The 4,605-nt window shown below is 41.9% G+C and carries 5 protein-coding genes and 1 CRISPR repeat array; of the genes, 3 read left to right on the top strand and 2 right to left on the bottom strand.

What is annotated here, in order from left to right; translation table 11 throughout:
- Positions 1–76 precede the first annotated feature (76 nt).
- A CRISPR array of direct repeats spans positions 77–1,014; the repeat unit is 30 nt; unit sequence GTAGAATTCCATCCCGTTGGGAATTGAAAC.
- 293 nt (positions 1,015–1,307) lie between these two features.
- Positions 1,308–1,553, top strand: a complete 246-nt coding sequence (locus Q0369_RS09290) for a helix-turn-helix transcriptional regulator (RefSeq protein ID WP_040303199.1) — start codon at positions 1,308–1,310, stop codon at positions 1,551–1,553.
- A gap of 1 nt (position 1,554) precedes the next feature.
- A complete protein-coding gene (locus tag Q0369_RS09285; protein WP_298099028.1) occupies positions 1,555–1,689 on the top strand; it encodes a hypothetical protein in 135 nt (44 codons plus the stop codon).
- Positions 1,690–2,194: 505 nt separating this feature from the next.
- Here Q0369_RS09285 and Q0369_RS09280 read toward each other — a convergent pair.
- Positions 2,195–2,344, bottom strand: coding sequence for a hypothetical protein (locus Q0369_RS09280; RefSeq protein WP_298099025.1), 150 nt, complete (start codon positions 2,342–2,344; stop codon positions 2,195–2,197).
- A 468-nt stretch (positions 2,345–2,812) separates the two neighbouring features.
- Positions 2,813–3,715 (bottom strand): polyphosphate kinase 2, encoded by a 903-nt coding sequence (gene ppk2 / locus Q0369_RS09275; RefSeq protein WP_297879905.1) that lies wholly within the window; start codon positions 3,713–3,715, stop codon positions 2,813–2,815.
- A 108-nt stretch (positions 3,716–3,823) separates the two neighbouring features.
- Between ppk2 and Q0369_RS09270 the strand changes: the two genes are divergently transcribed.
- Positions 3,824–4,605: protein-disulfide reductase DsbD N-terminal domain-containing protein (locus Q0369_RS09270; RefSeq protein ID WP_298099021.1), on the top strand; the 782-nt coding region annotated here is incomplete at its 3' end.

Here is a 4,605-nt window from a genome sequence, read left to right as displayed (position 1 = left end):
AAATTTAGTCCATTTTAAGGCATAAAAATATATACTCCTAACACTTTCTACCTAGGAAAATGGGAAAATTCGTGCTGTAGAATTCCATCCCGTTGGGAATTGAAACTAGAAAAGTATAATTTTCAATAACTATGATTTGAGTAGAATTTCATCCCGTTGGGAATTGAAACATTTCTCTACTCTAAGGTCAAACTTTACTCTATCGTAGAATTCCATCCCGTTGGGAATTGAAACTGCATCTATTCGCACGCCGTTACGCCTGATCGTATGTAGAATTCCATCCCGTTGGGAATTGAAACCCATTATTGAAAGACGGAAGCCCAGCGTTAAATTTGTAGAATTCCATCCCGTTGGGAATTGAAACAATTTGTCGGTTATGTTGTGGCGCACGCTATGGACAGTAGAATTCCATCCCGTTGGGAATTGAAACCATGAAAGAGATTTCAAAAAGAGATTACTTTATGTAGAATTCCATCCCGTTGGGAATTGAAACTCGTGTATGGCGATACCGTAAAAGAGGTTGAAAAAGTAGAATTTCATCCCGTTGGGAATTGAAACCTTCGTCTGCTTCATCATCACCGCTTTTTGGCGCTAGGTAGAATTCCATCCCGTTGGGAATTGAAACGTGTAGTTTTCTAAAACCTTGCATTGCTTTACGCCTGTAGAATTCCATCCCGTTGGGAATTGAAACGCACAAAGAGCGAGAACAAACCAAGCGAGGTTATGGTAGAATTCCATCCCGTTGGGAATTGAAACGTTACAGAGTTTTCTTCCTCGTATCGATTACGAGCAGGTAGAATTCCATCCCGTTGGGAATTGAAACCGTTGCCGATGGATCGGCTGTGTCATATACTGGGTAGAATTCCATCCCGTTGGGAATTGAAACATGCTGCGTATGGACGCAAAACTTATCGATGATCGTAGAATTCCATCCCGTTGGGAATTGAAGCACTCTTTGCGTCGGCAAGTATAGCTGGGTAAAGGGTAAAATTCCATCTTGTTTGTAATAGCTGCCAGAACCGATCAAAAAAATCAAATCCCAAAAGCTTCGATGTGTAAAATTTCATCTATCCCCGTTTTAAAATTTAATGTGCCGTTCTATAAGATGCCTGTTTGTGCAAGCCGGTTCATCTTTACGGCATAATATGCAAAATTTTATAAAATTTTATGTTTATTTTATGCAGTATTCTGTATAATTCATACGGATAAACGAAGTGTTTTGCTATTTTTACTTATGAATAACACGATTTTTATTCATTTTATACGATTTTATGTATAATTAACGAATAAATTTGTATAATTTTCATATGTTAGAAACGAGCGATATATTCAACATTTTGCACAATGCCGTCGAAGCTAAAAACAACGGCAAAAAGATCTCGCACGCCGCGATGGCGCAGAGGCTAGGCGTGTCGATGCGGACGTATCAGGATTGGCGTTTAGGCACGACCAAGCCGCAGGCCGCGACCGCGATATGCCAGATGTTGTGCGAGCTCGATAGCGACGACGCTGCGTTTGTGCTGCATAAGATAAAAAAACTTATAGGAGAGTAGAGTGCAAAACATTACTTTGCAAGAAAAGCTGGATCTGCAGGGCGTTTTTCGCGTGATTTATGAGAAAAAAGAGTCGAAATTGGCGATCTTTTATAAGGCGTTTTTGAAGAAATTTTTTAAAAATTTTAAAAAATAACTGGCGGAGGCATTTATTTATTATACTTTATGTGGCAAAGGCGGTAGTATCCATTAAATTTAGATGATTTTTCCTTTTTATGACGACCACGCCGATATTCTTTGTTTTGCAGTTTCAGTGGATGCTACCAAATTCTGCTTTATAAAATTTTTTCCATCTTTCTGCCTCTTTGGTATCATATAATTTAATTTTAAATTCTATACTTTGGCTCATGATCTTAAATTTGTAGCGTAAATTTAATTGAAATTAATACAGAATCCCTTTTTTAACCTAGTTTTTAAAATCCCTAGCGTGCATTTTTGCAAATATTTTGGAATTTGCTACTAAATGAGTTGCATTTAAATTTATTTATATTGTGGCAAATATACAGTTCGTTAAAATTTTAATCTATAAGTAACTTCAAAATTTTATTCGTAACCTATAAATTTAATATATTTGGTGGGCAAATTGAAACCGAATGAAATTTCACATAAGTGCCCCATGCTGTATCTTATCCCAGCCACAACTAATCTTTTAAATTTTCTAGCGAGATGAGAATTCTACCCATTCCTGCCGCAAAAGGTGTATCGCGTAAATCCGTTTTGATTTCAACAAGATGAATTCTACCGCCTACGCAAAACGTGCAATAAGCCCATTTAGGCGTTTCAATTCCCAAAGGATAGAATTATTCCACATTCCTGCGGGACGCTATAAAATGCAGTGGCAGAAGTTTCAATTCTCAACGGGATAGAATTCTACTTAAACTCACAAGATCGGAATTTAGATTTTAGCCGTTTCAATTCCCAACGGGATGGAATTCTACTATCGACGGCAAAGTTATAGGTAGTACTTAGGGTGCGTTTCAATTCCCAACGGGATGGAATTCTACGCGATTGCTATACTGCAAAACAAGGCCATAGCGATGTTTCAATTCCCAACGGAATGAAATTATACTATATATGGTATCGGCTAGATCGTTGCGACGTTTGTTTCAATTCCCAACAGGATGGAATCCCGCTAAAGATTTTAAATGAAAAGCTGTAAAATTCAATGCCTTTCTATTATTGGGAAATAAATCCCTAATGAAGCAATTCCTAGCAAGCCTTCATGGCAATTCTTAGCGAGTAATCTCCATTGGCAAGATTCAACCCTTTTTCTTATCCTTCTTGTTCTTGCGAGAGGGGCTTTCCAGCTTGCGCCAAGCCTCGCTTTTTTGGCTATCCTCCATTAGCACTATCTCCCTGGCGCCGTTTCGCACGAGGTTTGGATCCACCGCGAGCTCCTTTGCATCGATCTTTTCGGGATAATCTATGCGCGAGAGGATGCAGCGGAAGGCGTTTAGTCGCGCGATCTTTTTGTCATTGCTATCAAGGATTGTCCATGGCGCAAACTCGGTATTCGAAGCGAGCAGCATCGAGTATTTTGCGAGCGTATATTGATTCCACAGCTCCTGCGATCTCGCATCCACCGGCGAAAGCTTGTATTGCTTCAGCGGGTCGGTGCGGCGCGATTCGAAGCGCCTTTTTTGCTCCTCTTTGGAGACTGAGAAGTAAAATTTAAACAAAATTATCCCCGCACTTACCAAAAGCTCCTCAAATTTAGGCACTTGGCGCAGGAAGTCTTTGTGTTCGGCGTGGGTGCAAAAGCCCATCACCGGCTCGACCATCGCGCGGTTGTACCAGCTGCGGTCAAATATCGTGATCTCGCCGCCGCTGGGTAGGTGCGCGACGTAGCGCTGGAAGTACCACTGCGTCTTTTCGACGTTGCTCGGCTTTTCGAGCGCCACGATGCGGCATCCGCGCGGGTTTAGATGCTCGGTTAAACGCTTGATCGTACCGCCTTTGCCCGCCGCGTCGCGCCCCTCCATCAAAATCAAAATTTTTAGCCCCTTTTCTTTTACGAATTTTTGCAGCTTCAAAAGCTCGATCTGGTATCTCTCAAGCAGCGTTTCGTAGTCTTTGAACGAGATTTTTTCATACTTTGAGCTTTTAAATTCTATCTCTTTCAGCGCTATTTCGCCCGTTTCGGTTTTGATCTCTTTGCTCATATCGCCTCCTAAAAATTTTAAGGAATTTTACAAAAAAGTTCTTTAGATTACACTATAAATTCATACTTATTACGTTAGAATGTAGGAAAAAATTTCAAAGGATAAAATTTGATCAGATCGCTGATTTTGACGGCATTTTTTCTCTTGGGTTTAGGCGCCGAGCCCTTAAAACCATCCGACGCGTTCAAGCTTGACGCGACGGCGCAGAGCGATAGCGTAACGCTAAGCTTCGATATCGCAGACGGAATCTATCTCTATCAAAACGAGATAAAAATTTTCACTGACGGTGCAGAGGTGACGAATTTAATAAATTTGCCCGCCGCGACCGAATACAAAGATTATAAAATTTACGAGGGCAAATTTAGCATCGTCGTGCCTTTGGGTCTCGTGCTTGCAAACGCCGCAGACAGCGATGATTTCGTACTTAACGGCGATTTTTTGGGTTGCACGAAGTCGGGCTTTTGCTACCAGCCGCAGCAGTTCGGCTTTAGCTTCAAGCGTGCGGCGGAGGGCTATGAGATCGGTAAAATTTCAAACTCCGAGCTGAAAAAATATCGAAAAGGCGCGAATTTCGCGCATATTTCTGACACGTACAGCGCACAGAGCGGGAATTTAAATTTTGAAAGTAATACCGCAGCTTCGGGTGCCGCGGCAAATTCTGAGGCAAACTCGCATGCGACGGGAAATTCTGAGGTAAACTCGCATGCGACGGGAAATTCCGCGGCAAGCTCGGCGGAAAACGCTGCGGTAAATTCCGACGAAACCTCAGCGCAAAAAACTTCTCGCGGCGCAAATTCTATCTCCGAGCAGGATAAAATTTTAAACGTTCTCGGCAGCAAGAGCTTCATCGCGGCGATCGCGCTGTTTTTCGGCTACGGCGTGCTGCTCTC

This window comes from uncultured Campylobacter sp., assembly GCF_938030685.1.
Classification (GTDB): Bacteria; Campylobacterota; Campylobacteria; order Campylobacterales; family Campylobacteraceae; genus Campylobacter_B.
Note: the sequence above shows the minus strand (reverse complement) of the source record. Positions and strands in the feature narration are given on the sequence as shown.